The organism is Microbacterium sp. UBA7513, from assembly GCF_002478345.1.
In the GTDB taxonomy this organism is placed as follows: domain Bacteria; phylum Actinomycetota; class Actinomycetes; order Actinomycetales; family Microbacteriaceae; genus Microbacterium.
The window spans coordinates 120,035-146,634 of the sequence record NZ_DLNJ01000010.1 but is presented as its reverse complement, the minus strand read 5'-3'; the positions used below and the strand labels follow the sequence as shown (position 1 = coordinate 146,634).

General features: G+C 71.1%; 23 protein-coding genes. 7 read left to right on the top strand and 16 right to left on the bottom strand.

Translation table 11 applies throughout. The features are described 5' to 3' along the window. Positions 1-132 (top strand): amino acid permease C-terminal domain-containing protein (locus tag B2W79_RS05760; RefSeq protein ID WP_292787808.1); only part of this gene is annotated, 132 nt, incomplete at its 5' end. A 56-nt stretch (positions 133-188) separates the two neighbouring features. Here B2W79_RS05760 and B2W79_RS05755 read toward each other — a convergent pair. The 8 genes from B2W79_RS05755 to B2W79_RS05720 form a co-directional block, all read right to left on the bottom strand. Continuing rightward, positions 189-2,342: a peptidase C14 gene (locus B2W79_RS05755; RefSeq protein WP_292787804.1), complete on the bottom strand. Its 2,154-nt coding sequence runs from the start codon at positions 2,340-2,342 to the stop codon at positions 189-191. Positions 2,343-2,446: 104 nt separating this feature from the next. After that, positions 2,447-3,373, bottom strand: coding sequence for a GNAT family N-acetyltransferase (locus B2W79_RS05750; protein ID WP_292787802.1), 927 nt, complete (start codon positions 3,371-3,373; stop codon positions 2,447-2,449). Next, the gene (locus B2W79_RS05745; protein WP_071327923.1) at positions 3,370-4,383 is read right to left on the bottom strand and encodes a hydroxyacid dehydrogenase; all 1,014 of its coding nucleotides are present in this window, start codon (positions 4,381-4,383) and stop codon (positions 3,370-3,372) included. The genes B2W79_RS05750 and B2W79_RS05745 overlap by 4 nt, the downstream gene beginning before the upstream one ends. Beyond that, a complete protein-coding gene (locus B2W79_RS05740; protein ID WP_292787799.1) occupies positions 4,380-5,465 on the bottom strand; it encodes a dihydrodipicolinate synthase family protein in 1,086 nt (361 codons plus the stop codon). Before B2W79_RS05740 ends, B2W79_RS05745 begins: the two co-directional genes overlap by 4 nt. After that, the gene (locus tag B2W79_RS05735; protein ID WP_292787797.1) at positions 5,465-6,499 is read right to left on the bottom strand and encodes an NAD-dependent epimerase/dehydratase family protein; all 1,035 of its coding nucleotides are present in this window, start codon (positions 6,497-6,499) and stop codon (positions 5,465-5,467) included. The genes B2W79_RS05740 and B2W79_RS05735 overlap by 1 nt, the downstream gene beginning before the upstream one ends. 21 nt (positions 6,500-6,520) lie before the next feature. Beyond that, complete coding sequence (locus tag B2W79_RS05730; protein ID WP_126894253.1) at positions 6,521-7,426, bottom strand: carbohydrate ABC transporter permease; 906 nt, start codon at positions 7,424-7,426, stop codon at positions 6,521-6,523. Next, positions 7,423-8,328 carry a carbohydrate ABC transporter permease gene (locus tag B2W79_RS05725; RefSeq protein ID WP_062633348.1) on the bottom strand — a complete coding sequence of 302 codons (906 nt, stop codon included), beginning with the start codon at positions 8,326-8,328 and terminating at the stop codon, positions 7,423-7,425. Before B2W79_RS05725 ends, B2W79_RS05730 begins: the two co-directional genes overlap by 4 nt. A 68-nt stretch (positions 8,329-8,396) precedes the next feature. Beyond that, the gene (locus B2W79_RS05720; RefSeq protein ID WP_292787792.1) at positions 8,397-9,638 is read right to left on the bottom strand and encodes an ABC transporter substrate-binding protein; all 1,242 of its coding nucleotides are present in this window, start codon (positions 9,636-9,638) and stop codon (positions 8,397-8,399) included. A gap of 186 nt (positions 9,639-9,824) precedes the next feature. Here B2W79_RS05720 and B2W79_RS05715 point away from each other — a divergent pair, with 186 nt between their 5' ends. The 5 genes from B2W79_RS05715 to corA all read left to right on the top strand — a co-directional run bounded on the left by B2W79_RS05715 (position 9,825) and on the right by corA (position 15,536). Then, on the top strand, positions 9,825-10,994 hold the full coding sequence (locus B2W79_RS05715; RefSeq protein WP_292787790.1) for an ROK family transcriptional regulator: 1,170 nt from the start codon (positions 9,825-9,827) through the stop codon (positions 10,992-10,994). Further along, positions 10,991-12,010, top strand: a complete 1,020-nt coding sequence (locus B2W79_RS05710; RefSeq protein WP_292787788.1) for a Gfo/Idh/MocA family protein — start codon at positions 10,991-10,993, stop codon at positions 12,008-12,010. The genes B2W79_RS05715 and B2W79_RS05710 overlap by 4 nt, the downstream gene beginning before the upstream one ends. Continuing rightward, positions 12,007-13,029: a Gfo/Idh/MocA family protein gene (locus B2W79_RS05705; protein ID WP_292787786.1), complete on the top strand. Its 1,023-nt coding sequence runs from the start codon at positions 12,007-12,009 to the stop codon at positions 13,027-13,029. The genes B2W79_RS05710 and B2W79_RS05705 overlap by 4 nt, the downstream gene beginning before the upstream one ends. 418 nt (positions 13,030-13,447) lie before the next feature. Beyond that, positions 13,448-14,242 carry an SDR family NAD(P)-dependent oxidoreductase gene (locus B2W79_RS05700; protein WP_292787784.1) on the top strand — a complete coding sequence of 265 codons (795 nt, stop codon included), beginning with the start codon at positions 13,448-13,450 and terminating at the stop codon, positions 14,240-14,242. 292 nt (positions 14,243-14,534) lie between these two features. Continuing rightward, entirely contained in the window at positions 14,535-15,536 is a 1,002-nt protein-coding gene (gene corA, locus B2W79_RS05695; RefSeq protein ID WP_025104158.1) for a magnesium/cobalt transporter CorA, read from the top strand. A gap of 69 nt (positions 15,537-15,605) precedes the next feature. Here the strand turns inward: corA and B2W79_RS05690 are convergent, their stop codons facing one another. Next, on the bottom strand, positions 15,606-17,789 hold the full coding sequence (locus B2W79_RS05690) for a S8 family peptidase (RefSeq protein ID WP_292787780.1): 2,184 nt from the start codon (positions 17,787-17,789) through the stop codon (positions 15,606-15,608). A 152-nt stretch (positions 17,790-17,941) separates the two neighbouring features. On the opposite strand from B2W79_RS05690, the gene B2W79_RS05685 reads away from it, so the two are divergent. Further along, positions 17,942-18,469 (top strand): cytochrome C5, encoded by a 528-nt coding sequence (locus tag B2W79_RS05685; protein ID WP_071327932.1) that lies wholly within the window; start codon positions 17,942-17,944, stop codon positions 18,467-18,469. Positions 18,470-18,556: 87 nt separating this feature from the next. On the opposite strand, the gene B2W79_RS05680 is transcribed toward B2W79_RS05685, so the two are convergent. The 7 genes from B2W79_RS05680 to B2W79_RS05650 form a co-directional block, all read right to left on the bottom strand. Continuing rightward, positions 18,557-20,299: a DUF11 domain-containing protein gene (locus B2W79_RS05680; RefSeq protein WP_292787777.1), complete on the bottom strand. Its 1,743-nt coding sequence runs from the start codon at positions 20,297-20,299 to the stop codon at positions 18,557-18,559. 34 nt (positions 20,300-20,333) lie between these two features. After that, positions 20,334-21,005 carry a hypothetical protein gene (locus B2W79_RS05675; RefSeq protein ID WP_292787775.1) on the bottom strand — a complete coding sequence of 224 codons (672 nt, stop codon included), beginning with the start codon at positions 21,003-21,005 and terminating at the stop codon, positions 20,334-20,336. 77 nt (positions 21,006-21,082) lie between these two features. Beyond that, positions 21,083-21,676 (bottom strand): exosortase/archaeosortase family protein, encoded by a 594-nt coding sequence (locus tag B2W79_RS05670; protein ID WP_071327935.1) that lies wholly within the window; start codon positions 21,674-21,676, stop codon positions 21,083-21,085. Beyond that, positions 21,676-23,034 (bottom strand): glycosyltransferase family 2 protein, encoded by a 1,359-nt coding sequence (locus B2W79_RS05665; RefSeq protein ID WP_071327936.1) that lies wholly within the window; start codon positions 23,032-23,034, stop codon positions 21,676-21,678. Before B2W79_RS05665 ends, B2W79_RS05670 begins: the two co-directional genes overlap by 1 nt. Next, positions 23,034-23,258, bottom strand: a complete 225-nt coding sequence (locus tag B2W79_RS05660) for an LPXTG cell wall anchor domain-containing protein (RefSeq protein WP_071327937.1) — start codon at positions 23,256-23,258, stop codon at positions 23,034-23,036. The genes B2W79_RS05665 and B2W79_RS05660 overlap by 1 nt, the downstream gene beginning before the upstream one ends. After that, positions 23,258-24,355, bottom strand: a complete 1,098-nt coding sequence (gene wecB / locus B2W79_RS05655) for a non-hydrolyzing UDP-N-acetylglucosamine 2-epimerase (RefSeq protein WP_256209361.1) — start codon at positions 24,353-24,355, stop codon at positions 23,258-23,260. The genes B2W79_RS05660 and wecB overlap by 1 nt, the downstream gene beginning before the upstream one ends. Before the next feature lie 110 nt (positions 24,356-24,465). Beyond that, positions 24,466-26,553 carry a DUF11 domain-containing protein gene (locus B2W79_RS05650; protein WP_292787772.1) on the bottom strand — a complete coding sequence of 696 codons (2,088 nt, stop codon included), beginning with the start codon at positions 26,551-26,553 and terminating at the stop codon, positions 24,466-24,468. Between the last annotated feature and the right edge of the window lie 47 nt (positions 26,554-26,600).

The window sequence follows — 26,600 nt, the reverse complement described above, 5'->3', positions numbered from 1 at the left end:
CGGTTCGGGGTCTGGCTCGTGATCGGACTCGTCGTGTACTTCGCCTACAGCCGTCGGCACTCGCTCCTGAACCCGGACAGCCCCCGGCACCGCCCGGGCACGACTTCGGAGACCCCCGGCGACACGCCGTAGGCGGGGCCGGGGAGGCGGCGGGTCGCGCCGCAGCTCCGAAGTCGTGCCCGGGAGGATCAGCCGACGACGAGGTTGGCGGTGTCGACGACGCGGTCGCCCTCGCCGGGGAACGCCGTGCGGGTGACGCCGGCCTCCACGTTGCCGGTGTGCAGCAGCGTCGAGCCGGACCCGAACGCGTCGTCGCGGAGCTCCAGGGCGCCGCCCTCGAACCGGTTGCCGACCGCGCGATAGTGGGTCGCGCCGCTCGTCACGGCGACGTGCGTGGTCGATCCCTCCGCCCGGAAGGTGCTGTCGGCGAGCGTCAGGTGCAGCTCCCCGGCGCCCGACCGCGACACCGTCGTCCCGCCCTTCGCCGACACCTCGGAACCCGCGATCTCGACGACCTGACGGTCCTTCGATGCTGCCGCGATGCGGGCGTTGCGGAGCGTGGAGCCTTCGACACGCAGCTTCCCCGTCGCGGAGGCGATAGGGGCGGCGTCGTCCGCCGCGCTGAGGGTCGAGCCGCGGAAGGTGACCGCTCCAGGCCCGTTGATCTTCATGCCGCCGACGCGGTCGAGCACCGTGTCGACGAAGATCACGGGCGTCTTCACCGTCGCGTTGGTGAGCTCGCCGGGAGCGACGAACGTGAAGTGCGAGTCGGCGATCACGGTCGGCCGGGCGGAGTTGTCGGAGGCCTGGGTGATGACGAGCGTGTCCGAGGCGGTGCAGCCGCGCAGCTGCGCACCGTCCGCGTTGATCCACAGCATCCCGGAGCCCGTGAGCGAGGGCTTGCCGATCACCTGCACGTCCTCCAGCGTCAGGTCGGTGATGCGCACCCGCGCCACGAACCACGAGCACACGTGCTTGCGGACGGTGATGCGCTTGGCCGCCGAGCCCCACGCCGCCCCGGAGTTCGCGAACGTCATGAGACCGGAGTTGCCCGTGTAGGTGAGGTCGTGCTCGTACTGGCCGTGGGTGACGAACGGACCCTGGTCGTCGCCGTCGCCGTGGCAGTTCTCCACGAGGCAGTAGGCGCTCGCGGTGAAGTCGTTGAGGTGCCGGGCGTTGGCGGTGTGGCAGTTCGCGACGTAGCCGTACAGGCAGTAGATCTGCTGCGTCAGGTAGCCGGCTCCACCCCACGTGACGGAGGTCGGGTTCTTCAGCGTGCAGCTCTCCGTGGTGAAGTACGTGTTCCACCGGCGCTGGATCAGGGGCCAGAAGGTCGCCGTGCCGTCGATGTGGTCCACGTCGCAGCGCACCGCGTACTCGAAGGCCAGCGGGTGCGACCCGGTGTACTCGTCCGTCCCCTTGCCGAGGAACTTGAGGTTCGACACGGTCACGTCCTGCACCGGCTTCACGTGCCGCCACGTCATCGTGCGGTCCTTGCCGAGCGGCCAGCCGTTCTTGTAGTTCACGCGGATGTGCCGACCGTCGACGATCTGGGTCACCTGGACCAGCCGCTGCAGCTCGCGCTCCCAGCGACCGGACAGCGCGTTGACCTCGGCGGCGTACCACTCCCCGACCGCGAAGAACGACGAGTCGGCGACGGGGAAGATGTCGGCGAGGTCGGGCACGTCCTCGCCGAGCTTCGCCTCCTGCACCGCGTCGGTCACCTCGCCACGGAAGAACATGACGGCCGCGAAGGGGTCGTCCTTCCCGGCGTTCTCGATGCCCTCGGTCGTCATGAGGTGATTCCCGAAGTCGAACGCGATGTTCGACCGGGAGAACTTGTGGCGGCGGACGAAGTTGAGGTCGGTGTGCGCCTCCACGCGCCGCACCCCGGCGTCGCCCACCATCGCGTCGAGCGCGTCGTCCGCGGGCGCGGAGGCGTCCATGATGCCGAACTTCCGGAAGTCGACCGTGCCGTCGTGCACGAGCACCCAGGCGCCGCCCTTCGGCCCCGCGAGCACCGTGCCGCCGTTGGCCGCGGGGGCGTCCTTCTTCACGAAGCGGTAGAGCCCGTCACCGCCGTCGCCGGGGGCCGCGTAGCCGCTCGTGCGCACGAGGTCGCCGTCCTTGCCCTTGCGTGTCGCGAGGGCGGTGGCGACGCCTCCGTGCGCGACGTTCTTCGAGCCCGACGACTCCTGCGGCACGACGGGTCCGGCGGCCTGAGCCGCGGCGGGGGCGCCGATCGCGGCAACCCCGCCCAGGGCGGCGGCGCCGAAACCGGCGAGCAGCATCCGTCGACTGCGCATCGCCGCGGTCTCGGTGGTGGTGTCCAGCTGGGTCATGCTCATCCTCCTTGCGGCGTCCTCGCCGCGGTCAGGCGTCCGGCCCTCGGCCGGATCGCGGTCACCGATCAGTCCCCGATCCCCAGCGCTCTCCGAGCGGATGCTCAGAAGTAGTCGCCCGCCGTGAAGTGGCGGATGCCGTCCACCCGGGCCTCGCGGCGCAGCGGGCGGATCATCCCGGTGCGGTCGTCCTGCCGCACGGCCGCCGGAGCGAACGCGCGGACGGCGCGCTCCTCCGCGGCGAGCGCGGGGACGGCCAGCTCGCAGGTGCGGACGCCCGCCGCGGCCCAGTCCGCGGTCACGGCCTCCAGCACCGCGCGACGCACCGCGTCCGGATCGGCCACGGAGGGATCGGTCGCGCTCTCGTGCAGCAGCCCGACGCCGTCGCGCACCTCCGCCACGGCGTAGCCGACCGTCGCCTGCGTCTCGGCGACCCGGTACAGCGTCGCGCCCCGCAGCCGCACCTCCGCCATCGTCCAGTCGCGGTCGCCGCGCACCGGAGCGAGCACGACCACACCCGTGCGGGAGCGCTCGTAGACCTCGCGGAGCGGGGCGAGGACACCGAGTCCGACGGACTCGCGCGCGACCGAGGCGGGCTCCACGGCCGTCGCCGACGCCGCCCACGGCCCGGCCATCGTGCGGGGCATCGAGAAGGTCGTGAAGCCGCTCGACCGGTACACGTCGGGAGTTCCGGTGAACAGCAGGGCCCAGTCGGCGTCGCCCGCCGCGTCCAGGGTGGCGGCCACGAGTCGGCGGGCCAGTCCCCGGCCACGAGCCCGCTCGGCGACCGCGACGCTGCCGATCGCGTGCACCTGCGCCACCCCGCCGCCCGACTCCCGCAGGCGCTTCGGCAGGCCGTAGATCGACCCGCACACGCCCTCGTCGTCTTCCGCGACGAGCGTGTGGCTCAGCCGCTCGTCGTCCACGAGCCACTGGTCCGGCGCGAGGGGCGGTGTGAAGGCGGCCGCCCACAGCGCCGCGAGAGCGGGCTGGTCCTCCGCACGCGCCGACCGCACGACCACGGCGCTCATGCCATCGAGGAGAGCTGGGCGCGGTCGACGGCGTGTACGAGCGGGCGCCCCGCGGCGAAGGCGTCGAGCTCGTCGGCGACGATCCGCCCCTGCCGCAGCCGGCCCTCCCTGGTGCCTGCCGCACGATGCGGCGTGAGCAGCACGCGCGGTGCCGAGCGGAAAGGACTCTCCGCGGACAGCGGCTCCTCGTCGAACACGTCGATCGCGGCACTCAACCGGCCACGACGGAGCTCGGCGAGCAGGGCGGCCTCGTCGACCAGCCAGGACCGCGCCGTGTTGACCAGGCCGGCACCGTCCGGCATCAGTGCGAGTTCGCGCGCTCCGATGAGGTGATGCGTCTCCGGCAGGGTGGGGGCGTGCACCGCGACGATCTGCGCACGGCGGAGTGCCTCGTCCAGCGTCACGAGCTCCGCACCGAGGGACGACGCCTCGGCCGCGTCGAGCGTGGGGTCGACGAGCAGCGGCTCGGCGCCGAGCGCCCGGAGCAGGTCGAGGTACGCCCGCCCGGTCCGGGAGGCGCCGATGACCGCGACGGGAGCGCCGAGGATCTCGTGCTGCACCCCGACGGCCTCCGCGTCCCACCAGCCGTCGCCGGCGCGCAACGCGTCGTGCATCTCCGGCACCCGGTGCAGCAGGGCGAGCGTGAACGTCAGCGACACCTCCGCCACCGACCGGGCCATCCCCGCCCCGGCCTGCGTCACCCGCACGCCGCGGTCGAAGAGCGCGTCGGTCGCGAAGGGCTTGATCGTGGCTCCGGTGTGCGCGATGAGCTCCAGTTTCGGAAGCGTGGCGAGCACCGCGTGGTCGAAAGGACCCACGCCCCAGCTCGTCACCACGACGCGCGCCTCGTCGAGCACCGCATCCGCGAGCCGGTCCACCCGCGCGAACGTCCCGCCGAGCCGCGCCGCGACGGTCTCCAGCCGGGCCGCGTCCTCGGCCGAGAAGAACTCGGCGAACAGCTCCGCGGAGCATGCCGCGACCACGGTCGGAGCGCTCGTCCCGGCGGTCATCGCAGCCAGGCCTCGAGGTTCTCGGCGATGAACGCGTCGTCGTTGAGCTCCGGGTACGCCTGCCGGACGCGGGCGATCTCCTCCGCCTGTCCCGGGGAGAGGCCCTCGGCCGGGTCGAGGCACCAGATGCCTTCCAGGAGGCCCTGCTGGCGGAGCATCTCGTGCACCCCGGCGATGACCCCGTGGAAGTCGTTGCCCGGGTCGAACACGGCCTGGTTCACGTCCACCATGTCCGAGGCACGACGTCCCACCTCGCGGTACGCCTCCGCGTCTCCCGCCAGGGCGCGGTGCACACGCTCCAGCAGCGCGACCGCCGCGTGCGTGCCGACCGCCCACTGACCGAGCAGCCCGCCGACGAACCGGAGGGTGCGCCGCCCGGACGGGGAGTCCACGTGGAACTCGGAGAGCAGGTCGGCGACGATCGCGTCGTCGTTGCCCGTGTACAGCGCGATCTCGTCGGCGCGCCCCGAGGCGGCCACGCCCCGCACGAGCTCCAGCGTGCGGTAGCGGTCGAAGGGAGCGGCCTTCACGGCGACGACGGACGGGATCGCGGCGAACTCGCGCCAGAACTCGCGGTCGAGCACGGGTCCGCCGATCGCGGTCTGCAGGTAGAAGCCGACCAGCGGCAGCACCTCGCCGACGGCGCGGGCGCGGTCGAGCAGGGCACGCTCGTCCGCACCCGCGACGCGGGGACTCACCAGCACGGCGTCGTAGCCGAGGGAGCGGGCGAGCTCCGCCTCGGCGACCGCCTGGGCCGTGTCGCCCGCCACGCCGGCGATGCGCACAAGGGTCGCGTCGTCGCGGGCGTCCATCTCCTCCGCGGCCAGCGCGAGCACCGGCTCGAAGAGCGCGTGCTCCGGGTCGCGGATCTCGAACTGCGTCGTGTGCACGCCGACGGCGAGGCCGCCAGCCCCGGCGTCGAGGTAGTAGCGGGAGAGCGCCCGCTGCCGCCGCTCGTCGAGCGTGCGCGCGGCGGTGAGGGCGAGCGGATGGGCCGGGATCACGGCACCGCGGGCGAGGGTCGCGGCGGCCTCAGGGCGCAGCGACGGCACGGTCGCCGGGTGCGAAGCGGCGTCGGTCATCAGAACTTCCCGTCCCGCACGGCCCACTTCGTGGGCTTGGCGATCATCGGCAGCCCGTCGCGGATCCAGCCGGCCTGCATGCGGATGAGCTCCTCGGCGGAGACGGACGGGTAGCCGAACAGGGCCATGCAGCGGCGGGCGTCGCTGAGCAGCGCGGTCGGCTGCGGCTCGTCGACGATCTCGACCTCCCGCTCGAACAGCTCGCCGAAACGATGGGCGATCGAGGAGACGCTGAGCAGCTCCGGACCGGTGAGGTTGATCACGAAGGGGTCGGTCGAGGCGTGCACCAGGCTCCGCAGCACGACCTCGTTCGCGTAGCCCTGCCAGATCACGTTGACGTTGGCGGTGGCGACGGACACCGGCTCCCCCGCGTGCACGGCGCTGCCGATGTCGGCGAGCACCCCGTAGCGGAGGTCGACGGCGTAGTTCAGGCGGATGATCGCGACCTTGGTGCCGCGCTCCTGCGCCCCGAACTCGAACACGCGCTCCCGACCGAGGCAGGACTGCGCGTACTCGCCGATCGGCGCGGGCGTGGTCTCCTCGGCGGCACCGCCCGAGGTGGCAGGGACGAACGGATACACGTTCCCGGTGGAGAGCACCGAGATCGCGCTGTCGCGGTAGCGGCGGGCGATGCGGTCGGGAAGAGCCGCGTTGACCTCCCACGCCCAGGAGGCGTTGGTCGCGGCACCGAACTTCGCGCCCACCATGAACACCACGTTCGGGGCATCGGGGAGACCGGCGAGGTCGTCGTTCTCGATGAGGTCGAACGGCACGACGCGCACCCCCGCGGCCTCCAGGCGCTCGCGGATGGCGGCGTCGCCGAAGCGGGAGACCGCGTACACGGCGTCGTCCGTGCGGCCGGCGGCGTCCAGGCCGCGCCGGGCGAGCATCGCCAGGGTCGGTCCCATCTTGCCGCCGGCGCCGAGGATCACGAGGTCTCCGGAGCCCTGGGCGAGGTCGGCCACGACCCCGTCGCTCGGGGTGGCCAGCGCCTCCTCGAGCTCGGCCTCGGAGGCGAAAGCATACTGCGTCATGGTCGTGCGGTTCCCTTCTTCTCAGCCCTTGATCCCGGTGCCGGTGACGCCCTCCTGCACGTACCGCTGAGCGATGAGGTACGCGAGGAAGATCGGCAGCAGCGCCACGACGGAGCCGGCGAGCATGGTGCTGAGCGGCACATCCTGCTGCTGCAGCGACGAGATGCCCACGGTGAGGGTGAACATCGAGTTGGACTTGGCGATGATGAGCGGCCAGAGGAAGTCGTTCCAGTGCCAGAGGAAGACGAAGATCCCGAGCGTCGCGAGGATCGGCTTGCACAGCGGCAGCACGATCCGCAGGAAGATGCGGAACTCGCCGGCCCCGTCGATGCGGGCGGCCTCGAAGAGCTCGTCGGGCAGGCCCTGGATGAACTGGCGCATGAGGAAGACCGCCTGCGCGTTCGCGAGCGTCGGCAGGATGAGCCCCCAGTACGTGTCGATGCCGCCGAGGTTCGCCATGAGGATGAACGTCGGGATCAGCGTCACGTGGAACGGCACCATGACCATCGCCAGGAACGACCAGAACATGACCTCCTTGCCGCGGAAGCGCTTCTTGGCGAAGGCGTAGCCGGCGAGCGCGGAGAGGAACAGCACCGCCACGACCGAGACGAGCGAGTAGACGAGCGTGTTGAACAGCCAGACGAGGATGTTCTGCCCGGCGAGCACCTGCTCGTACGCCTCGAAGGAGATGTCGTTCCACGGGAGCAGCGAGCCGGGGAGCTCGACGAGCATGCCCGGCTTCAGGCTCAGCACGACCATGGCGTAGAAGGGGAAGAAGCTGAGGATGCCGGCGAGACTCAGCCAGATCCAGCGGACGGCGACGCCCCAGCCGGTCGGTTCGAGCGCGCGGAACGAGCGGCGCTTCCGCGCGGCGGGACGCGTCGCGGGCGGGGTCGTCTGCGTCGGCGGCTGCAGGAGGGCGGTCATTTCTGCTTTCCGATCACGAGGCGCTGGATGAGGGCGACCACGAGGGTCATGAGGAACAGGGCCACGCCCACCGCGGCCGCGTAGCCGTAGTCGAAGTAGCGGAAGCCCTGGTCGTAGAGCATGTAGACGAGCGAATAGCTGGCATTCGCCGGCCCGCCCTGGGTCATCACGTAGATGACGTCGAAGACCTGGAAGGCGGCCGTCGTCTCGATCACCGCGAGGAAGAAGAACGTCGGGCGCAGGTGCGGGAGGATGATCCACCGGAAGCGCTGCCAGGCGTTCGCGCCGTCGACCAGCGCCGCCTCCTCCAGCTCGCGCGGGACGTCCTGCAGGGCGGCGATGAGGATCATCATCCCGTAGCCGAACCGGGACCAGACGCCCACGACGACGATGGCGGGGATCACGAGCACGGTGCTGCCGAGCCAGGATCCGCCGAGGCCGAGCGGGGTCATCAGCGCGGACCAGGGACCGTTGGCGGAGAAGATCCAGACGAAGATCGAGCCGGCCAGCACGAGCGAGGTGATGACGGGGAGGAAGAAGATCGAGCGGAAGAACCGGGCGCCGCGGAAGGCGCGGCGCACGCCGAGGGCCATGATCGTCGACAGCACGAGCGCGATCGGCACCGCGAAGACCGTGTAGATGAGGGTGGTCCCCAGCGCCCGCCAGAACAGCGGGTCGGCGACGAGGCGCTGGAAGTGGTCGAGGCCGCGCCAGGCGATCTCGCCGGAGATGTCGTAGTCGAAGAAGCTCAGCGCCACACCCGCGATGCTCGGGCCGAAGCGGAAGGCGATGAACAGCAGGAAGGCGGGGAGCACGAACAGGAACGCGACGCGCGCTTCCCGTCGGGCGAGCACCCGGGCGACCCGCCCTGCGGGCTTCGGCGCCGTGGTGGCCGTCGTCATTGTCGATTCCTCACGTGGGGGGCGGGAGAGAGGGGGCGTGCGGCGGGTACCCGCACGCCCCCGGGGTGTCACTTCTGCAGCAGCGGGGCTGCGGCGGCCGCGGCGTCCTTCAGGGCGTCGGCCGGGGACTTCTGGCCCAGCAGGGCGGCCTGGATCTCGGGCGAGAGCACGCCCATGAGCGCACGGGAGCTGGCGTCGAGCTCGCCCACCGTGGTGTCGGGGACGTACTTCTCGACCTCGCCGAGGAGCGGGTCGTCGGCGTACAGCGGCTCGGTGGTGCTGAGCGCGGAGAAGTAGCCGGCGGCCTTGAGGTACGGCTCGACGACGTCGGCGCCGGTCGCGAACTCGGCGAACGCGGCTGCGGCCTCGGGGGCCTTCGAGCCCTTGAGCACGGACAGCGAGCCGACGGTGCCGTAGGCCACGGACTCCTTGTCGGTCAGCGGCGCGAGGACCATGACGTTCTCCTCGCCCCAGAACGGCGCGACCTCGGTCACGGCGTTGTTCCAGGTGCAGGCGACCTTGCCCTGGGCGATGGCGGTCTGCTCCAGCGGGACGTTGGTGGTGAGGGCCTCCGGGTCGAGCGCGCCCTCCTCGGCCAGGTCGGTCAGGAAGGTGAGCGCCTCTTCGCCGGCCTTGCTGTCGAAGCCGACCTCGCCGTCCTCGGTGTAGACCTCGCCGCCGGCCTGCCAGAGCAGCGGGTAGTAGGTGAGGTTGAGGGTGTTCTCGGCCGACGCCGGGTAGTTGAGGGCGTACATGCCCTTGTCGACGAACGCCGGAGCCATCTCGGCGATGTCGTCCCACGTCTCCGGGTACTCGGTCACCCCGGCGGCCTCGAACGCAGCCGCGTTGCAGATCAGCGGCTGCGCGCTGGTGAGGATCGGGGCGCCGAGGATGTCGCCGCCGAGCGTGACCGACTCCTTGACGTTGGGGAGCAGGTCGCCCTGGCGCTCCTCGCTGAGCAGGTCGTTCAGCGGGGCGATCGACTTCTGGTACGCCGCGAGCTGGTCGGGGATGAGGTAGACGACGTCCGGTCCCTTGCCGGCGGCGATCGCCGTCTGCAGGGCCTCGTCACGGTTCGCCCACGGGAAGATCTCGTACTTCACGTTGACGTTCTCGTTCTCCTTCTCGAACGCCTCGATGGTCGAGTCCCAGAAGTCCTTGTGCACCGCCTCGTCGGCGATGACGGGGTAGAGCCAGACCGTGATGTCCTGCTCGCCCTCTGCGGTGTTGCCTCCGCCGGCCGAACATCCGGCCAACAGGGTGGCGGCCGCGACTCCCGCGACGACGCCGGTGATCTTGCTGACGCGCATGGTGCTCCTTTGCGTAAACCGTGCTGAGTACGGTTCATTATGACATTGGCTTTGGATAATTCGTCAAGCACAAGTTCTCAGAGGCTTGTTTCGGCCGTGTTTCTCGGCCGTGAACAACAATCCCCTATCTGAGAATCGGGTGTGCTAATTTGATCGCACCAACGGCGGAGACGAAGGAGGGACCCGATGGGCGCGACCAGCACGCTCTCGATCGTGGCGCGGTCCGCACTCCGGCTGCGCGACGCCGGACCGACGACCGTCAGCGACCTCTCCCGGTCGCTCGAGGTCTCCCGCACCTCCGTCGAGAACGCCGTGGCGGTGCTCTCCGACTCCGGACTCCTCGTCGACGCCCCGGCGCAGAACGGCGGCGGCGCAGGACGCCCGGCCCGCCGCTACTCCTTCCACGCCGCCGCCGGCGTGGTGGTGGGCGTGGACATCGGTGTCGCGAGCGTGCGGGTCGTCGTCGCGGACCTCGCGGGCGTGGTCATCGCCCAGCAGGCGTTCCCCGGCGTCGCGGAGCAACCCGACGGCCCGGCCAAGCTCGCCGCCGTGATCGACGACGTCCGGGGCACGCTCGCCCCGCTCTCGCTGCCGCGGACCGGCCTGCGGGCGATCGGCGTCTCCCTGCCCGGCATCGTCGACGACGACGGGCGGGTCACCACCTCGGTCGTCATCCCGGAGTGGTCCGGCATCGACATCGGCTCGCAGCTGCGCCAGGCGTTCGGCTGCCCCGTGGCCGTCGACAACGGTGTGCGGCTCGCGGCCGTCGCGGAACATCACCTCGGCGTCGCGCAGCTCGTCGACGACGTGATCTACCTGTCGGTCGGCAACCGCATCGCCATGGGCCTCATCCTCGGCGGCCGTCCGCGACGCGGCATCCACAACGCGGCGGGAGACATCGGCCGTCTCGCGTTCCGGGGCCTGAACACCGAGACCGGGCAGATCTCGTGGCGCACCGCCCCAACGGCCGCCGAGGTGTTCGCCCTGGCGCGCAGCGGGGAGCAGGCCGCCCGGGAGGAGCTCGACGGCTTCATCGACGAGCTCGCCCATGGGATCGCGACCCTGATCATGACGGTCGACCCCGCCATGGTCGTGATCGGCGGCGGACTCTCGGCCGCGCACGAGCAGCTGCTCGATCCCCTGCGCGCCGCCCTGCCCGGCCACCTCGGACTGCCATTCCAGGTGCCCGTCGCGGAGGCCCGGCTGGGTGCGGAGGCGGCCGCCCACGGCGCCGTCGTGCATGCGTTCCAGCGGCATCCGGGCGACATCTACGGCATCGAGGACATGCCCGCCCCACCGATCACCCCCCTGCCGCACGACCCCGCGGCCGGCGACGACCCCGAGGAGAAGCAGTGAGCACGTTGAAGGTCGGACTCATCGGCGCGGGCGGGATCTCCCGCGTGCACGCCGACGCCTGGCGCGCGCTCGGCGTGCAGGGCTTCGTCACCTCGAAGGAGGGCGCGGAGGAGATCGCCGCCGAGTACGGCTTCGAGGTCGTGGCCGACGTCGACGCGCTCCTGGAGCAGGTCGACGTCGTCGACATCGTCACGCCGAGCAGCACCCACGCCGACTTCGCCCTTCGGGCCATCGCCCACGGGCTCGACGTGATCTGCGAGAAGCCGCTCGCCGCGACCGCGGAGGCCGCCGCCGAGGTGACCGCGGCCGCAGCCGCCGCGGGAGTGCGGCTGTTCCCCGCCCACGTCGTGCGCTACATGGGGGAGTACGGCCGGATCAAGGCCGGCATCGACGCCGGGCAGATCGGCACCCCCGCCGTGCAGCGCTTCCGCCGTCTGGGCGCCGCGCCCCAGGCTCCCTGGTTCTTCTCGGAGCGGGCCGGCGGCGGCGTCATCCGCGACCTCATGATCCACGACATCGACCAAGCGCTGTGGTTCGCCGGGCCGGTCGACAGCGTCTACGCGGTGCAGAACCCGCCGACGGTCGACGACCGCGTTCCGGCCCCGGTCACGGCGCATGTCGTGCTCACCCACCGCAACGGAGTCATCAGCCACGTGCACGCGAGCTGGGTGCAGCCCGGCATGCCGTTCCGCACGAGCGTCGAGGTCGCCGGGTCCGAGGGGCGCCTGCGCTACGACAGCGCCGAGGACCACACGCTGCGCACCGACGCCGTGCTCGTCGAGGGCGCGACCGACTACCTCCCGCCGATGTCACCGGAGGAGAGCCCGTACTACGCGGAGATCGCCGACTTCGTGGCCGCGATCGTGGAGGGACGCGAGGCCGCCGTCACCCCGGAGGACGGGATCCGGGCGGTCGCGGTCGCCGAGGCCGCCTACGCCTCGATCGCCTCCGGAGCCCCGGTCGCCCTCCCCGCCTCGTCCCCCGCCGTCGCCGTCGCCGAGGAGGCCACCCGATGACCGCTCCCCGCCCGCTGCGGATCGCCGTGCTGTCCTTCGCGCACACGCACGCCCTCAGCTACGTGCACGCGCTGCTGCAGATGCCCGACGTCGAGCTGATCGCCGCCGACCCCGACGGCGCCTCCGCCCCGGACGACGCTCCGCGCGGTGCCGCCCTGGCCGCGGAGCTCGGGGTGGCCTATGTGGAGACCTACGACGAGGCCTTCGCCTGGGGCCCGGACGCGGTCGTCGTGGCCGCCGAGAACTCCCGTCACCGTGCGCTCGTCGAGCAGGCCGCCGCCGCGGGCGTGCACGTGCTGTGCGAGAAGCCGCTGGCGACGACGGTCGAAGACGCGATCGCGATGCGCGACGCCTGCGACCGGGCGGGCGTGCTGCTCATGGTGGCGTACCCGGTGCGCTTCTCCCCCGCGGTGCGCGACGCCGTCGCCGAGCTGCGCAGCGGACGCCTCGGGAATATCCTCGGCGTCACCGGCATCAACAACGGCAAGCTCCCGCAGGACCGGGCCTGGTTCACCGATCCCGCCCTCGCCGGCGGGGGTGCCCTGGTCGACCACGTCGTGCACTGCGCCGACCTCCTCGACGATCTCCTGGGTGGGCGGCCGCACACCGTCCGCGCGGTGTCGAACAGCATCCTGCACGCCGAGCGCGACCTCGCGGTCGAGACCGGGGGCCTCGTGACGATCCAGTACCCGAGCGGCGTGATCGCCACGATCGACTGCTCGTGGAGCTGGCCGCTGAGCTCGCCGACCTGGGGCGGCCTCACCCTCGAGGTCGTGGCCGAGCGCGGGACCGTGACCGTGAGCCCCTTCGCGAAGGGCGTGTCCGGTCACGATGCCCACGGCGAGACCTGGACCCCGGTCGGGGCCGACCTCGACGCCCTGCTGCTCGAGGAGTTCGTGCAGGCTGTCCGCGCGGGCCGTCAGCCTCAGCCCGACGCCGGTGTCGGCATCCGGACCGTCGAGATCGTGAAGGCCGCGCAGGAGTCCGCCTCCCGCGCCGGCACCCCCATCCCCCTCTGACCCGGGCACCCACCTCCCGAGATCAAAAACGCCCCCACTTCTATCCCCCCAGGCCCGTTTCCCGTCCCGCACGCGGTCTCGAAGCCGGGCCCGCTGTCCCGGGTGCATCCTCGCCCGTCCGCCCACCCCCGCCACGGTGCGGGATCAGAAGAGCACCTCCCCGGCTCACCCCCGGCGCGTTTCCCATCCCGCACGCGCCGCGTCCCGCCGTGCGGGATCAAAACCGCGCCTCCCGCTCCTGTCCCGGGTCCGTTTCCCGTCCCGCACGGAGACGGCATGTCCGAGACTCGGGCCTTCCACACGCGGACCGTGCGCGCACGCCCGACTCCCGGCCCCTTCCATGGCAGGAGAGCGCGCGGGCATGAAACCGGCGCGACGGGCGTTGCACCCGGGGCCGCAGCGACACGGAGGAGACATCATGCGCATCGACCTCGCCGGGAAGACCGCCCTCGTCACGGGATCCACCCAGGGCATCGGACTCGCCATCGCCACGACCCTGGCCGACGCGGGAGCACGGGTCGCCGTCAACGGCCGGAGTCCCGAGACGGTGTCGTCGGTCATCGCCGCGCTGCAGGAGGAGAATCCGGACAGAGGCCTCGTCGCCGCGCCGGGTGACGTCACCACGGAGGACGGCGCCGCCCGCGTGCTCGCCGCCACCGGAGACGTCGACATCCTCGTCAACAACCTCGGCATCTTCGGGGCGACCCCCGCCCTCGACATCTCCGACGACGAGTGGCGCCGGTACTTCGAGGTGAACGTGCTCGCCGCCGTCCGGCTCATCCGCGCGACCCTACCCGGCATGACGGAGCGCGGCTGGGGTCGGGTGCTCGACATCGCCAGCGACTCCGCGGTCGTGATCCCCGCAGAGATGATCCACTACGGGATGTCGAAGACCGCACTGCTCGCCGTCTCCCGGGGCTTCGCGAAAGAGGCGGCCGGCACGGGCGTGACGGTGAACTCGGTGCTCGCCGGCCCCACCCACACCGGCGGCGTGGAGGACTTCGTGTACTCGCTCGTGGATCCGCAGCTGTCGTGGGAGGAGGCCCAGCGCGAGTTCATGCGCGTGCACCGCCCCCAGTCCCTGCTCCAGCGGCTCATCGAACCGGAGGAGATCGCGAACATGGTCGCCTACCTCGCGTCCCCGCTCGCCTCGGCGACGACGGGCGCCGCGGTCCGGGTCGACGGCGGCTACATCGACGCGATCGTCCCCTGACCTTTCGAATCGCGCACTTGGCGGCATCTGCGGCCGGAATGGGGCCATTCGGGCGATTCGAAACGGAGGGGTAAGCTGGCCCCCGGAGAAGCACGGAAAGGCGGTGATGGCGATGTCCGACGATAGTAACGGCGCCGCCCTCGCTGCGTCGCGCTTCCCGGCACCCACGCGTTGAGCTCCTGCTCCGCGTCCGTGCCTCTCGCCTCGCAGTCATCGGCGGCGTCTCCCGCCCCCTGACGAACCCGCACGCGAGACACGCGTCTCCGTGCGCCCGCGAGAACGGAGCCGCATCATGGCGCTCATCGACAACGGCGTGTACGTCCACGGACGTCGCGTGGAGACCCCGAAGAACCTGGACGAGACCTACCGGATGCTGGACGCCGCCGGCGGGATCGCGTGGATCGGCCTGTACCGACCGAGTCCGGAAGAGGTCGCCTCCGTCGCCCGCGAGTTCGATCTGCATCCGCTCGCCGTCGAGGACGCGCTCTCGGGGCATCAGCGCTCGAAGGTGGAGCGTTACGGCGACACACTCTTCGCCGTGCTGCGCCCCGCCCGCTACCGCGACAAGGAGGAGTCGATCGAGTTCGGTGAGCTGCACCTGTTCATCGGCCCCGACTTCGTGGTGACGATCCGCCACGCGGAGTCGCCGAACCTCGCCGCGGTCCGCCGCCGGATGGAGGCCAACCCGGAGCTGCTCGCGATGGGACCGGAAGCGGTCTTCTACGCGATCCTCGACGAGGTCGTGGACGAGTACGAGCCCGTGGTGGCGGGCCTGGAGAACGACATCGACGAGATCGAGGACCAGCTCTTCGGCGACAGCGACGACGACGCCCTCTCCCGCCGCATCTACGAGCTCTCCCGCGAGGTCATCAACTTCCAGCGCGCGGTGCACCCCCTGAGCGGCATGCTGGAGTGGCTGCGCCGCGGGTCGGAGAAGTACCGCATCGACGAGGAGCTGCAGCGCTCCCTCCGGGACGTGCTCGACCACACGATCCGCGTGAACGAGCGCGTCGACTCGTTCCGCGCGATCCTGGAGAATGCCCTGACGGTGCAGTCGGCGCTGGTCGCCCGGCGACACTCGGAGGCCGGGCTCGCCCAGAACGACGAGATCAAGAAGATCTCCTCGTGGGCGGCCATCATCTTCGCACCCACGCTCGTCGGCACCGTCTACGGCATGAACTTCGACGTGATGCCCGAGCTGCACTGGGCGTTCGGCTATCCGATGGCGATCGGGGCGATGGCCGCGTTCGCGGTCGGGCTCTATGGGGTGTTCAAGTACAAGAGGTGGCTCTGACGCGCAGGCGGTCACGCCGGTTCAGGCAATCGCTTCCGGAAAGCGCCTGAACCGGCGTGGCCGCCTGTCTCACCGCACGGCGATCACGGGGAAGGCCGGCTCGTCGCCGGAGGCCGCGGGGATCTGCAGCTGGGCCTTCTCCGCCGAGTCCAGCGTGAGGGTCCACCGCAGCCCGCGGGCCGTCCGCTCGACCTCGCCCACCGACGGCACCGGGACCTCGACGTCCCCGAAAGTCGTCAGATCGATGTCGACGACCGCTCGTCCGCCCGCCGCCCCCGCATTCGCGAGATCGAGGAGGATGAGCGTGTCGTGCGGAGCCCCGGGCTGCGGGGAGAGCTCGACCGAGTAGCCGATCGCCGACTTCGTGTGCACCGAGAACCGGACCGGCGCAGTGGTGGCCGAGGTGTCGCTGCCCACGATCGTCCTGGCCACGACCTCGTAGGTCCCCTGCGTCAGCGGCGCGTTGACGGTCCAGGTGCCGTCGTCGCGCACAGTCACGAACCGCAGGAACGGCGTCAGCTCCCCGTCGCGCACGTGCACCCGGACCCGGGAGCCCGGGACGCCGGTACCGGAGATGGTCGTCGTGGTCGCGGTGACCGTGGCCCCGGTCTTCGGGGTGAGGATGGTCGGCGTGGCCGGGGAGGTGCGGATGACGATGGGGGCACTGGCCTCGCCGGCGATCAGGGTGCTCGGCCCGGCTGGAGCATCCGCGGGGAGGGGGAACACGGTCGCGAACCGTCCCTGCGCGTCGGTCTGCACCGGCATGGTGGCGGTGCCTACGCGGAGCTCGACGGTGCTCCGCGGCGGATGTCCGCTGCCGGTCACCCGAAAGGACTGCCCGGTGAGCGCCACGCGGGAGTAGACCCCGACGGCGGGGACGGAGGCGCCGATGTCGGCGTCCATGAGTCCGGCGCCCACCCGATCCGGTCCCTCGTCGGCGACGCCGTCGGCCGTGGCCCTGATGCGACGCGTGACCTCGTCGGGAGTGAGCGTCGGGTCGGCGGCAAGCATGCGAGCGGCGAGCCCCGCGACGTGCGGCGAGGCCATGGATGTACCGGGGAACAGAGCGTAGATCGAGCCGTCATCCTGGCGAGGCACCGCGGACCAGACCACACCGGGCGCGGTGACGGTCACCTTGCCCGCTCCGTAGTTGGAGAATCCGGCCAGGACAACGGTGCCGCTGGACTCGTCCTGATCGGCGGCGGCGACGGAGATCACGTCCGGCAGTCCGGCGGGGGCCTTCAGGCAGGAGGAGTCGACGGGGCGCGGTTCCGGTGCGCCGTCGTCTGGGCTGAGGACGTCCGTGGTCATGGTGGCGAGGTCCTGCGCCTCGTTGCCCACGGCGGCGACGCTGACCACGCCCTGCTCGTGCGCATAGGCGTACGTGCGGCGGAGGGCCTCCAGGGCGGCGGACTGTGTCTCCTCACCGGCGCACCAGACGTACCAGGGGTCCACGTAGTAGCTGTGGTTCACGACGGGGATGTCGTGTCGGACCGCCCACATCGTCGCGCAGATGCTGGCCTCGGGGTAGATGTGCCCTGCCTGGTTGTCGACCTTGATGGCGGCGACGCGCGCATCCGGGGCGATGCCGCGGATCCCGGAGCCGTTCGCGGCGCCGGCGATGCTCCCTGCCACATGGGTGCCGTGGGCTCCGACGAGCCCTGCGGCCGGCTGCCATGCGACGGGCCGGGTGTCAGGGACGCCGTTGATCCCGCAGCCGACGGAGAGTGCGGGGTCGATGCGGTCGGCGAGGTCGGGATGCCCGGCGTCGATGCCGTTGTCCGCCACCCCGACGACGACTCTGGCTCCGCCGGGGGTCGTCGCGCCGACGGCGACGGTGTCCCACGCGGTGCCCTCCGCGGGCATGGCCTCGGGCTCCTCCGTGCCCCCCGCCGCCGACGCCGCGGGCTCCGGGAGACGGTCCGGCGCGGTCGACGTGCGGGTGGGGCCGACGGACTGCACCCACGGCTGAGCGCGGAGCTGCGTCGCGAACGCCCCTTCGGGCGCCCGGACGACGGTGACCCCGATCTCCGGGTACGAGATCAGCAGCGTCCCTCCCGCATCGGCGATGGCCGCGCGCAGCGTCTCCTCGCTCGGGCCGCCGGGGGCGGTGTTCACGACCCAGTTCAGGGCCGGGGCGTCGGGGGCGACCTCAGCGGCCGCCGGAAGCACGGATGACGGGATCGCCAGGGCGAGAGCGGCACCGACGGCGAGCGCCACGCCGATGCCGCGGGAGAGGGGACGACGGGTCACAGCAGCCTGCCTTTCGAACGCGGCCGGGGGCCGTCGAGTCGGGATGGTCCGGTGAACAAGAGGCGGGTGGGGGCGTTCCGTTACGCGCGGTCCCGATCCGGGTCGCGAAAGAACCAGGGGCCGCGGCGGGCGAGATGCGCGAGACTGGAAGCATGGCGCTCGATCTCCTCCTGTCCCGCATCGTCGAGAGCGGTCTGCTCGAAGACCCCGTGTCCGAGAACGGTCTCGTCTACGGTCGGGCGAGCCTGGATGCCGCCGGCACCGTCGTGACCGTGAACGTCGACCCCGAACTGGAGGGCGACGAGAGCGCGGAGGACCTGGATCCGGACGAGCTCGTCGCGGCCATCGCGCGCGTGCTCTCGATGAGCGAGAAGCGCTGGCGGGCGATCGTCGAGGAGGTCGCGCTCGACATCGAGGATGCGGTGCACGACGAGCCCGTCGTCGAACAGATCGACCTGCGGGACGACCTCGAGGCCACGTCGGTCGTCGTGTTCGCGGATGCCGTGCTGCTGGCGTTCGTCGCCCCCAAGCAGTTCCCGGAGTCGCGCATCCTGGTGCAGCTCGATGAGGAGCTGGAGGTCGACGGCATCGAGGTGCGCGAGCCCGACGGCACCGAGGTCATCGACGTCGACACGCTCGACGAGCTGATGGACCTCATCAGTCGCGCCGACCGCGACTGACCCGCCACACGCGGAAACAGGCGGACGCGCGAGCACAGGCCACCTCCAGAGGAGGGGCCTGCACCCGCGCGTCCGCCTGAGTTCCGGCTAGCGCGCGCTGCCGTAGTAGGTGACGTCGGGGAAGGCGAAGCCGTCGCCGTTCCCGTTCCAGACACCGGTGAAGGTGATCACGACCGTCTCACCCGAGGCGAGGGGTCCCTTCCAGTCGATGCTGTCGCCGCTCACGGTGACGGTGCCGCGATCGGCGGTCACGCTCGACGGGTTCCAGCTGGAATCGTCGAGGATGCCGGCCAGCGCGTACGCGATCTCCGCGTTCGCCGAGTCGACGTTGCCGTTGTTGCCGTATTCCAGCCGGTACGTCACGACCTGCCCGGGCTGCGGGTCGGTCGGGTTCGAGTTGAACGTGTACTGGAAGAACTCGCGCTTGACGGTGTCGGTGTCGGTCGCGCACACGTTCGCGGCGTTCCCGGCGACCACGCAGGCCTGGTTGGTCAGCACCCCGGGAGGCGCCGACTGGTTGACCTTGGCATTCACCTTCAGCGTGACCGACTGCCCGGCCCCGAGCGTCCCGAGGTCGGCGGTCACCGAGCGGCCGGAGGCGCTCACCGTCACGCCCGACGGGCCGCTGCCCGAGACGAAGTCGAGACCGGCCGGGAGCGGGTCGCTGACCACGACGTTCGTGGCTGCGCCGTCTCCGGTGTTCCGCACGACGATGTCGTACGTGAGGTTCTGACCGAGCTTCACATCACCCTGACCGTCGTCCTTGCTGATGGTCAGCACCGGCGTCGTCTTCTTGGTGATGGTGGTGTCGTCCCAGTCGCACGCCTGGTTCGTGGAGGTCGCCACGGCGCACGCGTTGTTGCGCAGGTTCCCGATCGGCGTCGCGTCGCCGACGGTGGCCTTCACGGTGATCGTCGAGGACGCCCCGGGAGCGAGCGACGGGATGGTCCCCTGGACGCGCTGCCCGGTGATCGAGACCGTCCCGGTCGTGCCGGCGGTGTACGCCGCGGTGATCCCGGTGAGCCCGGCAGGCAGGTCGTCGCTGACGACGACGTTGCTCGCCGCACCGGTGCCGGTGTTGCGCACCACGATGTCGTACGAGAGCTGGTCGCCGATCACGGCCGAGTCGCGGTGGTCGTTCTTGTCCACCGTCAGCGCGGGCGCCGTGGGCTTGTCCACATCGATGTCGATGCTGTGCAGGTCGCTCGGCACCTTCGTCCACGTCGGCACGAGTCCGAGGAACGCGCCCTTCGAGCGCATGCTGAGCTGGAACTCGACCTTCGAGACCGTGCCGGTGACCTGGACCGTGCCGGTCTTGGCGGCGAAGGAGGTCGAGGTGATCGTGTTCGATGTCACATCGAGGTTCCCGCTCACAGCGCGCAGGCTCACCCCGGAGGTCTTCAGCGTGTACTTCGCCGAACTCTGCACCACGCCGCCGAGGGAGTAGACGTCACCGCCGAGGTTGGCGAGGGTGATCTTCGGGTTCGTCACCTTCTGTCCGAAGTCGATCACGACGTTCCCGCGGACGCACTCGATGCCGTTCTTGCAGGGGTATCCCTCGTTGAGGCCGATGACGTTGAGCCCGAGCTCTCCGCCGTCGCGGACGGTGGCGAGGTTGACCACGTTCCCCGAGCTCTTGATCTGCACCTTGTCGGTGGTGGTGATACGGGCCGTGGCGCCGGCGGCCGACGCGGTACGGGTGTCTCCCGATCCGCTCCAGCCGTTGACGTCGGCGGCCGAGGCGGCGGGGGCGCCCGCGAGGGCGCCCGCCGCCAGAGCGGTGAGCACCCCCACGGTCAGCGCACCCCGAAGAAAGGATGTCTTCTTCACAGGTCTCTCGTCCTCCGTCTCTGTCCGGCGCCCGTCACCGGGTCGCCGGGGAACGACGGCGCAGTGCGAACGCGCCCGCGGCTCCGACCGCGATCACCCCGGCCCCCGCGAGTCCGACGGTCGGATCGGCCACCGGCACCGCAGCACGCTCGGCGAAGCTGTGGCTGTAGTTGTACGTGAAGCGGTGGTCGTCGGTGAAGACACCACCGGTGTAGAGCACCGTGGCGTTGTTGGTGATCTGCGGACCCCAGTAGTCGGCGTCGACGGTGAACGTCGCCATCGGCGTGACGGCTCTGGTGCCGCCGTCGTGCGCGACGTTGAAGGTCCAGACGACATTGCTGCCGATGAGCTGGCCTCCACTGGTCGCCGACACGAAGGTCGTGTGCTCCGGCACCGGCAGGATCACCTTGTAGACGCCGTCGATCTGCTCGTCGTTGACGAGCTGCACGATCGCGCCTTCCTTGATCTCCGATCCCGGCGTCACGCCCGTCGCGGCCGTCTGGGTGGCTCGACCCAGGTAGCCGCGCGTCGAGACCTGACCGTCGAGGTCTTCCGTGCTGCGGACCGAGGAGACCCCGCCGCTGGACGTGGTGCTCGGGGAGTCCGGCTCGTCGGCGGCCATGGCCCCCTGCGCGCCGAGGATCGAGCCCCCGACGATCAGCAGGCCGACGCCGGCGCTGCATGCGGTCTTGAGGATGCTCTTCATGATGAGCCTCTCTTCTTGATGTGGACACGACGAGCAGAGTGCTTCGCCGCGGATGAGACAGAGACGATGACGGACGATTACGCCCGTGCGCGGCGGGAATACCGGCGCTGCGGTGCGCGGACGCCGATGATGAGGAGCATCACGACGAGTCCCACGACGTAGCCGAGCACGCCGACGAGCGATCCCACGAAGACGTGACTCACCTTGTATCCGGGATCGAGGCCCCAGGTCTGCGTGGCCCAGCCGATCAGCACGAGCCGCAGCATGTTGACCGCGAAGACGATGCCCCACATCGCCGCGAGCCCGCCGAAGAGCCGGCTCCACCGCACGCGGGTGAAGGCGAGGATCACCGCCGCGACGGCCGTGAGCGGGAGTCCGATCAGCAGCGTCGTGCACTCGACCGTGACCTGCAGGGCGATCAGGTCTCCGGTCGGGGTCCACACGAGGTAGTGCTCGCCGATCGCTGCACGCTGACCCTCGACGAACGGCGAGAGCAACCACGTCGCGACGACCGCCTCGATGGCGCGGAAGGTGGTGTTGACCGCCAGGAGCGCTCCCCCCGCCGCGAGCATCAGCAGCGCCACGACCACGCGCGCGGCACGGTTCGGCGGCGACACCCGATCCAGCCGACGGGCGCGGAGCAGGGGCAGGGTTTCGGTGACGGTGGTCATCAGGCCTCCACGGCGACGGATCCGTTGACGACGACGTGGGCCTCCGCATTGCGGCGTGTCTTGGCCCAGCCGTTCTTGCCCCGGACGATGCGCAGGAACGCCCGCGCGATGCAGATGTACATGTAGTAGACGTAGAGCCACACCCCGAGCCCCCACCCCAGCGCCGTCAACCAGCTCGCCTGGGGTTCGCAGCGGATCTTGTAGACGAACCCCCAGACGGCGAACGGGGCGACGGAGAAGGCGAACAGCAGCCCGAGGACGCCGAGGGTGTCGCCGAGCGCGACCCGGAAGAGCTCCGGCTGCTGCACCCAGTACCCGACCTGAGCTCCGAACAGGATGAGGAACGAAAGTCCGCCGAGCATCTGGAGGAACGGCAGCACGAGGTAGTACACCGTCTCGATGACCCCGGCGTTGTCGACGTACGGCGACTTCACCACCTCGCGGATGTACTTGACGCACTGGATGTTCCCCTGTGCCCACCGGGTGCGCTGGGTGAGCAGGCGGCGGATCGACGGAAGCGCCTCCTGGTTCACGTGCGTGTCGTAGACGTGGCGGACCTGGTAGCCCGCCAGCACGACGTGCACGCCCAGCTCGTAGTCCTCGAGCAGGGCGCCGTGCCACGGTTCGCCGAACGTGTCGCCGATCGCGTCGAGCACGGAGAGCCGGGTGAACTGCCCGTTGCCTCCCAGCCCGACCGTCCCCGTCTTGGCTCGCAGCGACTGCATCGCGGCGATCGTGGTGCGGAACTCGAGATCCTGCATCCGCAGCAGGAACCGCGCAAACATGTTGGCGAACCGACCACCGTGCGGGTACGGCTTCGGGTCGTCGCGATTCTTCATCCACACCGCGATCTGCGCCGCCCCCACGCTCTCGTCGCCGAAGATGTCGTCGGCCGCGCAGATCTCGAGGGCGTTGGGTTCCATCTCGCCGTCCGCGTCGATGACGACGACGACGATCCGATCATGATCGGCGTCGGCGGGAAGCCAGGCGAGGAGCTGATGGTAGGCGGCGTTGAGAGCGTCGCCCTTGCCGGTCCGCGCCTCGGGCCGCCGTCGCTGGACGAGATGCACGTGCTCGTCGGCATCGGCCCAGCGCGTGACGATCGCCGCCGTGGCATCCTCGCTGTCGTCGTCGATCACCCAGACGTGGGCCCCGGGGAAGTCCCGCCGCGCCCGCGACACGGTGGTGTCGATGACCGCCTCCTCGTCCCGACACGGGATGAAGAAGTGCCATTCGAAGTGCGCCGGGTCACCGGGAACGGTCTTCGGATAACGCAGATAGGGGATGAGGATGAACAGGACGTACGTGACGAACGCGACGCCGAGCAGGACCGTGAACGCGTTGAGCACCGGGAACATCAGGGAGTCCTCCCCTGCACGGGGTCCTCTTCCGGTGCGACGGATCGGCGGATCGGGCGAGGAGCCGGCGACGATCGTCGCAGCAGGCGGGTGCGCAGGAGCAGTCCCGCCCCCACGGTCACCGCGATCCCCGCCGCCATGACCACGGTCGTCATGGATTCCGGCCCGGTGGCGGCAAGGGCGCCGACCGTGGCGAGCGGGGTGGTCAGGGCGTTGCTGTACATCAGGACTCCTCGGTACGGGACGGGACGACGGTGGTGCGGATGTGCGCCGCGATGCGCGCAGTGGCCTGGCCGTCACCGAAGGGCGACGGCACGGTGGCGAGTCGGGCGAGGGTCGGCTCCACCGCATCCAGCAGGGTGGCTGCCGCAGCGGCGAGCTCCTGCGGTGAGACCAGCTGCGTGAAGGAGCCCAGCGCCTCGGGGCGCTCGGTCGAGTCCCGGACGACGAGGACGGGGCGCCCGATCACCGTCGCCTCCTCCTGGATGCCTCCGGAGTCGGAGACCAGTAGGGCGGCATGCGCGGCGAGCGCGAGGAACCGCTCGTAGGGGAGCGGCTCCTCGGCGATCAGCGCGTCCAGGAGATGCGTGGCGTCCAGCGTGGTGAGCATCGCCCTGGTGCGCGGGTGCACCGGGAACACGACGGGCCACCCCGATGCCGCGATGGCATTGAACGCACGGAGCGTGGCCAGGAGGTTCTCCGGGGTGTCCACGTTCTCCTGACGGTGCACGGTCGCGAGGACGTAGCCTGCGGGAGTCAGTCCGAGCTCGGCGAGCGCCTCGGCGTCGCCCTCCGCCCCGGCGCGCTGCGCACGCACCGCCTCCACCACCGGGTTGCCGGTGACCAGGATGCGCGCATCATCGATGCCCTCGGCGAGGAGGTTGGCGCGGTTCGCCTCGGTCGCCGCGAACAGGTCGTCGGCGATGTGGTCGACCATCACCCTGTTGTGTTCCTCTGGCATCCGGCGATCGTTCGCCCGGAGTCCTGCTTCGACGTGCCCGAGGCGGACTCCGGCGGCGTTCGCGGCCAGAGCGGCGGCGAAGGTGGCGTTCGTGTCCCCCTGGACGACGACGTACCCCGGCTCGAAGCGCGTGATGGCCTCGGCGATCTGCTCGGCGGCGCGGCCGATCTGGGCGGCCCGCGGGAGACCTCCGACGTGCAGCTGGAGGTCGACCCGCTCGATCCCGCAGGCTCGGAGGAACACCCGGGACATCCCCGGGTCGTAGTGCTGACCGGTATGGACGACGAAGGCGGCGTCTCCCAGCTCCCGGACGAGGGGGGCGAGCTTGATGATCTCGGGACGGGTCCCGAAGACGATCATGACGGAGCCTTTCGGCAGCGGAACGGACGAAGTGGACTGTGAGAAGTGCATTTCTGGGTACCTCGATCAGCCCCCGGAGGGAGGTCCCCCGTGGCTGACGCGATCAGTGGTTATCGGTGGGTCGCGCGACGCGCGGAGACGATGAGGAGCAGAGCCCCACCTGCCAGCAGCGCGATCGCGGGGAGGACGGAGAGCGGCGTGCCGCCGGTCTGGGCGAGCCCTGCGGCCGCAGGGGCACGGACGACGGTCGCCGCGCACGACCACTGCGCGTCGTCCGCGCAGGCGTGCGCCGCCGACAGCGGCGGCAGCGCGGGGAGGCCGGACAGATCGCCCGGGACGGCGATCCCGGCCTGGACCGCTGCCGCCCGCAGACCGGCGATCATCGACTCGTCGTAGGCCACGGTGGCGCGGTTGACGATGGTGCCCTCCGCGTCGCGCGGCAGCTGGGCACGCAGGGTCATCGTGGCAGACTCCCCTGGTCCGAGCTCCGGCACCACCCAGCCCACGCGGTCCTGCACGGCGACGCCCCCGGCCGAGGCGGCGATGAACCGTGCGCCGTCTGGGAGGTCGTCGACGACGGGGATCTGTGCCGCGGTGCCGGGGCCGACGTTCGACACGGTGATCGTGTAGTCGAGGATGGATCCGGCGACCGCCGCGGATTGCGCGACCGTCTTGTCGATCTCGAGCGAGGCGAGCGCGGCCACCGCGGTCAGGGCGCACGCCTGCCGCGGGTCGTCGGGGCACGGCGTGGTCACCGTCGGCGCCGGAGTCCCGGCGGGCGCATCCGCAGGGTTCTGCACGGTGGCGCGGTTGAGGAGCTGCGCCTCGTCCCGGCCTCCCGGGGTCGTTCCGGTCACGTGCAGCGCGACCTCGCCCCCGGCGGGCACCTCGGGCAGGGTCCAGCGGACGGTCCCGTCGGCGACCACGCCGCCCTGATCGGCCGAGACCGCGGTCAGGGCAGGCGGCAGGAGGTCGGTCACCGGGACGTCGGTCGCCGGACCCGTGCCGGCGTTGGCGACGACGAGGGTGTACGTCAGCACCTCGTCGTGGCCGGCGACCTGCTTGTCGACCGTCTTCGCGAGCGACAACGCCGGCAGGGCGGCGACCGTCGTGGCAGCGCAAGCGGCACCCGCGTCGTCCGCACACGGCGTCGCCGACGTGGGTGCGGGCGTCTCGGCCGCGGCATCGGCGGGGTTCTTCACCACGGCGCGATTGACGAGCGTGCTGCCCGCACCCGCGCGATCGACCGTCCCGCGGACGTGCAGCGTGCTCGTGCCGCCGGCGGGGAGGGAGTCGATCGTCCACGTGACCGTGCCGTCCGCGACGACGCCGCCCTGATCGACGGTCACATCACGCAGCCCGGTGGGAAGGGTGTCGGTCACGGGCACCTGCCCGGCGTCCGCCTCGCCGGAGTTCCGGACGGTGAGGGTGTAGTCGAGGGTGTCGCCGGGCGCGGCGGCCGCCTTGTCGACGACCTTCGCGATCGAGAGACCGGCGAGCTTCGGGTCCGGTGTGGCGGTGGCCGTGATCCCGAGCGCGTAGCCGTCGGTCGCGGTCGTCTGCGTGCCGCCGAGGGCGAAGCGGGCGACGTCGAAGACGATGCGCGTGATCTGGGTGCCCGGGACGGTGAAGCTTCCGCAGCCCCCGGGGCGCGAGGCCGCGGTGCAGGAGATGCGGAGGTCGCCACGGACGTACCCGTCGCCTCCATCCACGAAGGTCGCGCCGTCGGAGACGACCGCGCGGGTGGCGCCGCCGTCGGCGGAGGCGAAGCGCATGCCGTCCGCGATGGCGATCCCGGTACCTCCGGTCCCGGCGCCGAACTCGGCGATGTGGATGGCGGGGTCGTCGACGGGGCGGTCGAACGTGATCGTGAGCTGCCCCTCACCGCACCGCGACGCCGTGCCGCAGTTCGCCTTCGAATGCACGTTGAGCGTCGCGAGGTCCTTCGCCGAGACGCCGGGGGCGTACATCGCGTCCGTGCCGCTCCAAGAGCTCAGCGTCTTGCCCTCGCCCCCGAAGATGCGCGAGCCACCCGACAGTGTCGCCGTGGCGACCGTGCCGTCCGGCAGCGTGAACCTGCCGGTGTTCGCGTCGACGATGGTCGCCGCTCCCGTCGCAGCGGTCGCGGGGGCCGCAGCGACGACGGCACCGAGGGCGAGCAGCAATCCGAGCACGAAGGCGCCCGATCGTTTCCTCATGGCGGTGTGATTCCAATCTCGATCTCTTCATCCGCTGGTATCCGGAG

Excerpts from the sequence above, each read along its gene's own strand:
- B2W79_RS05755 (WP_292787804.1), bottom strand. The coding sequence starts at position 2,342 with ATGACCCAGCTGGACACCACCACCGAGACCGCGGCGATGCGCAGTCGA.
- B2W79_RS05750 (WP_292787802.1), bottom strand. The coding sequence starts at position 3,373 with ATGAGCGCCGTGGTCGTGCGGTCGGCGCGTGCGGAGGACCAGCCCGCT.
- B2W79_RS05745 (WP_071327923.1), bottom strand. The coding sequence starts at position 4,383 with ATGACCGCCGGGACGAGCGCTCCGACCGTGGTCGCGGCATGCTCCGCG.
- B2W79_RS05740 (WP_292787799.1), bottom strand. The coding sequence starts at position 5,465 with ATGACCGACGCCGCTTCGCACCCGGCGACCGTGCCGTCGCTGCGCCCT.
- B2W79_RS05735 (WP_292787797.1), bottom strand. The coding sequence starts at position 6,499 with ATGACGCAGTATGCTTTCGCCTCCGAGGCCGAGCTCGAGGAGGCGCTG.
- B2W79_RS05730 (WP_126894253.1), bottom strand. The coding sequence starts at position 7,426 with ATGACCGCCCTCCTGCAGCCGCCGACGCAGACGACCCCGCCCGCGACG.
- B2W79_RS05725 (WP_062633348.1), bottom strand. The coding sequence starts at position 8,328 with ATGACGACGGCCACCACGGCGCCGAAGCCCGCAGGGCGGGTCGCCCGG.
- B2W79_RS05720 (WP_292787792.1), bottom strand. The coding sequence starts at position 9,638 with ATGCGCGTCAGCAAGATCACCGGCGTCGTCGCGGGAGTCGCGGCCGCC.
- B2W79_RS05715 (WP_292787790.1), top strand. The coding sequence starts at position 9,825 with ATGGGCGCGACCAGCACGCTCTCGATCGTGGCGCGGTCCGCACTCCGG.
- B2W79_RS05705 (WP_292787786.1), top strand. The coding sequence starts at position 12,007 with ATGACCGCTCCCCGCCCGCTGCGGATCGCCGTGCTGTCCTTCGCGCAC.
- B2W79_RS05700 (WP_292787784.1), top strand. The coding sequence starts at position 13,448 with ATGCGCATCGACCTCGCCGGGAAGACCGCCCTCGTCACGGGATCCACC.
- corA (WP_025104158.1), top strand. The coding sequence starts at position 14,535 with ATGGCGCTCATCGACAACGGCGTGTACGTCCACGGACGTCGCGTGGAG.
- B2W79_RS05685 (WP_071327932.1), top strand. The coding sequence starts at position 17,942 with ATGGCGCTCGATCTCCTCCTGTCCCGCATCGTCGAGAGCGGTCTGCTC.
- B2W79_RS05675 (WP_292787775.1), bottom strand. The coding sequence starts at position 21,005 with ATGAAGAGCATCCTCAAGACCGCATGCAGCGCCGGCGTCGGCCTGCTG.
- B2W79_RS05670 (WP_071327935.1), bottom strand. The coding sequence starts at position 21,676 with ATGACCACCGTCACCGAAACCCTGCCCCTGCTCCGCGCCCGTCGGCTG.
- B2W79_RS05665 (WP_071327936.1), bottom strand. The coding sequence starts at position 23,034 with ATGTTCCCGGTGCTCAACGCGTTCACGGTCCTGCTCGGCGTCGCGTTC.
- B2W79_RS05660 (WP_071327937.1), bottom strand. The coding sequence starts at position 23,258 with ATGTACAGCAACGCCCTGACCACCCCGCTCGCCACGGTCGGCGCCCTT.
- wecB (WP_256209361.1), bottom strand. The coding sequence starts at position 24,355 with ATGATCGTCTTCGGGACCCGTCCCGAGATCATCAAGCTCGCCCCCCTC.
- B2W79_RS05650 (WP_292787772.1), bottom strand. The coding sequence starts at position 26,553 with ATGAGGAAACGATCGGGCGCCTTCGTGCTCGGATTGCTGCTCGCCCTC.